Source organism: Serratia sp. DD3, from assembly GCF_000496755.2.
Genome location: NZ_AYKS02000010.1, coordinates 1 through 4,649, shown reverse-complemented (window position 1 = coordinate 4,649; position 4,649 = coordinate 1). Strand labels below are relative to the sequence as shown.

At 46.9% G+C, this 4,649-nt stretch carries 4 protein-coding genes; 1 reads left to right on the top strand and 3 read right to left on the bottom strand.

Annotated features, from left to right (window positions below):
- Positions 1–312 (top strand): ISAs1 family transposase (locus tag IO95_RS00740; protein WP_037383348.1); only part of this gene is annotated, 312 nt, incomplete at its 5' end.
- Between the two features lie 28 nt (positions 313–340).
- On the opposite strand, the gene IO95_RS00735 is transcribed toward IO95_RS00740, so the two are convergent.
- The 3 genes from IO95_RS00735 to IO95_RS00725 all read right to left on the bottom strand — a co-directional run.
- Positions 341–1,762, bottom strand: coding sequence for an HlyD family type I secretion periplasmic adaptor subunit (locus IO95_RS00735; RefSeq protein ID WP_023492805.1), 1,422 nt, complete (start codon positions 1,760–1,762; stop codon positions 341–343).
- Positions 1,763–1,767: 5 nt separating this feature from the next.
- Positions 1,768–3,921 carry a type I secretion system permease/ATPase gene (locus tag IO95_RS00730; protein WP_023492806.1) on the bottom strand — a complete coding sequence of 718 codons (2,154 nt, stop codon included), beginning with the start codon at positions 3,919–3,921 and terminating at the stop codon, positions 1,768–1,770.
- A 96-nt stretch (positions 3,922–4,017) separates the two neighbouring features.
- Positions 4,018–4,649 (bottom strand): calcium-binding protein (locus IO95_RS00725; RefSeq protein ID WP_037383346.1); only part of this gene is annotated, 632 nt, incomplete at its 5' end.

Genomic DNA, 4,649 nt, shown 5'->3' with positions numbered 1-4,649 from the left:
AGCGCCAACGGAAAAGGAACGGTAGAGACCGCCTACTATGTCAGCTCGTTATCTCCCAAACACAAGCTGCTCGGGCACTATATTCGTCAACACTGGCGGATTGAGAACAGCCAGCATTACATTCTTGATGTGGTGTTCAATGAAGATGCCTCCAGAATAGCGATGGAGGATGCGGTCGAGAATATGGCACTATTCCGGCGCTTTGTTCTAAACATCATAAAGCAGAGTAATTGTGGTGCGCCGAGTCAGAGAAACAAGCTAAAAAAGGCAAGTTGGGATGACAATTATCGGGCCCAGTTATTCTTTGGTTAAATAAAAAGCAAAGTGTGCTCCCGCCCTGCTATCTTTCCCGTAACCCTTCGCTGGAATATTCACGTAGCGGGCTGAGAAAATAGTCAATCACCCGCCGTTTACCGGTTTTAATCTCGGCGAAGACTGACATCCCTGAGGTTAAATTGATCTGTTCTCCCTCTACCATCAAATAAGTTTGTTTTAAACGCACTCTGGCCGGAAAAATTAAGCCGCGTTTTTCATCCTGAACCGCGTCATGTGAAATGCTTGCAACAATCCCCTCAATATAGCCGTGTCGGGTATAGGGGAACGATTCGATTTTAACCGCCGCTTCCTGGCCCACTTTGACAAAACCGATATCTTTATTTTCAACCATTGCTTCAACTTCAACCGTTTCATTTTCTGGCACGATAGCCATTAGAGCCTGAGCTTCTGTCACTACGCCGCCGACGGTATGGATCGCTAACTGCTGCACTGTGCCGCTGACTGGTGCCACCAGAGTGAGAATCTCCTGCCGTTGCTGGCTTTTTCTGACTTCCTGCTGATATTGGATAATGTTGTCCTGTGCCTGCTTTTGCTTTTCAAGCGCATCATTACGGTACTGGGCAATAATACTGACCAATTCCTGAGTTTGTGAATTCAGAGCAGCCTCAAGCTCTGTAATTCGGCTGTGCTGGATGCTTAGATCACTCTTTTGCTCAATACGCTCTTGCTCTTTCTGCAGCCAGTCATGCTTAGAGATAAATTTTTCATCATACAGGCTCTGATAATCAGTCGCTCTGGAGTCAGCAATTTTCGAGGTATTAACCAGCTTATTGACTTGCTGGCGAACCGTATTTATCTCCACTCTTTTTTGCATGATCAACATCTTCTGTGTCTCTATCTTAGCCAGATAGGCTTTATACATGCCGAGCAGTAAATTTTCTTCATTGTAGCGTTGTGCTTCGGTTAACCCGGCAAGGGGTAGGATTTTTGGGCGCTCCCCGCTCTCTATTGCAGCCAGGAATGCGCTATAACGCGTCTTCATCAAGGTTGCTATTTCTAACAATTCCTTCGCCTGCTGGTAATCAGCATTGGCGGCAACTGCATCCAGTTTTATCAATAGCTGACCCGCTGTAACGTATTGCCCATCGCTAACATGGATCGACTCAACGACCCCAGGTACTAGCGGTTGGATCACTTTAGTTCTACCGTTAGTGATCGTTTTGCCAGTGGCCACGGCAACAATATCCATCTGGCCGAGAATAGCCCACAGTAAGGCAATACCGGCAAAGGAAATGATAAGCCGCATACTCCAACGCGGGGTCGGCGAAACCGGGGTTTCTACCAACTCTAAGTGAGCCGGTAAAAAGTCGCGTTCATCTGCTGTACGATCCGGCGGATCCAGTTGATCGCGGATCTGCCAGATTTGCTTAAAAGCCTGTTTATAGCGCAGCCAGAAATTGCTAAAGGCTTCACGTCCATGATTCATCGGTTTTATCCCTGCTGCAAACTGTGTAAATGTGCATAGTAACCCCCCTGCTTCGACAACAGTTCTTCATGGCTCCCGCTTTCAACAAGATGGCCTTTATCCAAGGCAATGATGCGGTTAGCACTACGAACGGTTGACAAGCGATGGGCGATAATCAACACCGTTCGCCCTTGGCAAATGGTGTGCATATTTTTCATGATTGCCTGTTCTGACTCATAATCCAGCGCACTGGTTGCTTCATCAAAGATCAAAATCCGTGGGTTAGTCACCAATGCTCTGGCAATAGCAATGCGCTGGCGCTGGCCACCAGACAGATTAGCCCCCTGCTCACCGACGAAATTATCGTAACCTTCCGCCAACTCCATAATGAAATCATGGGCACCAGCCAATTTAGCGGCCTGAATCACTCGGTCCAGACTCATGCCTGGATCGGTTAAGGCTATGTTGTCGCGAATTGAGGCATTAAATAAGAGATTTTCCTGTAACACCACACCAATTTGGCGGCGTAACCAGGCCGGATCCGCCAGTGCTAAATCATTACCGTCCACTAACACCCGACCGCTTTCTGGTACATACATTCGCTGAACCAGTTTGGTTAAGGTGCTTTTACCCGAGCCAGAGCGACCTACAAGGCCAATAATCTCACCGGCCTGGATCTCTAAGCTGAGGTGTTTTAATATCTCGGGCCCATCCGGACGGTAGCGAAAAACAATATCATCAAAAGTAATCTTGCCTTGAATGGCTGGCAGGGCTGCCCGGCTGGCCGGGTTCTCTGTTTTACTATTCAACACATCTCCCAGTCTTTCTACCGAGATCCCAACCTGCTGGAAATCCTGCCACAGTTGAGCCAAACGAATGACTGGCGCGGCGACTTGCCCAGCCAGCATATTAAAGGCGATAAGCTGGCCTACCGACAGTTGCCCACCAATCACTAAATGCGCACCAACCCACAGTGTAGAAACCGTTACGATTTTTTGAATGAGCTGTACCCCATGCTGACCAATGTTCGCCAGCCGGGTAACTTTAAAACTGGCGGTAACATAAGCTGCCAGTTGATTATCCCATTTGCGAGTCATATGCGGTTCTACTGCCATTGCTTTAATGGTCCCCATACCACCGACTGATTCGACCAGAAATGACTGATTATCTGCACCACGAACGAATTTATCATTGAGCCGCTTACGCAATACCGGGGTAATGCAAGCAGACCAAATAGCGTAACAAGGCAGAGATAGCACCACAATCAGTGTTAACCAACCGCTATAAAACAGCATCACTACGATAAAAATAAAGGAAAAAAATAGATCCAATACCGATGTAAGCGTCTGACCGGTTAAGAAATTGCGGATATTCTCTAATTCACGGATCCTAGCGACAGTTTCTCCTACCCGGCGAGACTCAAAATAAGCGATGGGTAGGCTTAACATATGGCGAAATAGTTTCGCTCCAAGCTCCACATCAATGCGGCTGGTCGTATGAGAAAATACATAGTTACGCAATGCCGATAGTACCACGTCAAAAATCGACACCACCAATAAACCCACGGCAATCACATTCAGAGTAGTGAAGCTGCGGTGTACTAAAACCTTATCCATCACTACCTGAAAAAATAGCGGGGTAATCAAAGCGAAAATTTGTAAAACAAATGAAACTGCCAGCACTTCAAGCAGCAGTTTGCGGTATTTGATTACTGCTGGAATAAACCAGGTAAAATCAAATTTATTTAACCCTTGTGCCGCTGAAACTCGGGAAGAGACAGCCAATAAACGTCCCTCATAACGTTCAGCAAAATTATCCATACTGATGGTAATGGGCCGACTCTGTGTTAAATCCTGAATTAGTACCTTATCATTTTGAATTTTAGCCAAAACGAAATGCTTACCAGAATCGCACAAAACTAGGGCAGGCAAAGCCGCTAGCATAATACGTTCGATAGGTTGTTTAATGATCCTGGCTTTTAAATCCAGTTGTTTAGCTGATAGCAATAGGGCAGTTTCATCAAAGTGTTCGGTTCCCTTACCAAACCGGTGTCTTAATTGGGCCATATCTGCCGCAACACCATGAAACTGAGCTAATAATACCAGGCCCAGCAACCCGGTATCAACTATCGGCTGTTGAACTAATTTAGGTTGTTGAGAAATTTCAGCGGAGCGATCCATAATTTTGGGGATTCATCCATAAAATAAAAATATATCTGTCGATATCACAAAACAGCGCACAATATGTTGTGCGCTGTTTTACAGTGAGTTTAGTGATTAAGCCACACTGGAAGTTAACATCATATTAGCCGGGTTACTAAAATCATCCGGTATTATCGATGTACTGGATCCCTGCGGTGCAAACGTCGCCATCGCCGAAATTAAACTATTCACCTGACTGGCGATTGCTGCTGACTGGTCAGCACTAACCAGATTTTGTTCAGTCGTGAGTTGACGAGCGGTAATCTTGGTAGTTGCTGTGGTATCACTGACAAACCGATCGGTTTTACGGATATCCTGCCACACCGTACCGTCGGCAAATTCAAAGCGGTTGATGGTGCGGTAAGCTGCACCGGCAAAGTAGTTGTTGATGGTGACCTGAGCCCCCTGTTTGCCGACCGTGATGATCAAATGGTTGCTTTCCCGGCGATAGCCCACCATCTCGGCAGTCACCTCCTTGCCAAAGACGATCTTGTCTTTACCGGCATAAATACCACCCCCATTGTTATCATAGCTGTCAATCACATCCGCACCGTCCCCCAGATTGAACAGGAAAGTATCTGAAGCACTGGAGGTTTGAGCCGCAAGATAGTCGTCCCCGCTGCCGCCATTGAAGATGCCACGGCCATACAGCTTATCGTCACCTGCGCCACCGTCCAGATAGTTACCCGCATAATTACCGGTCAGCG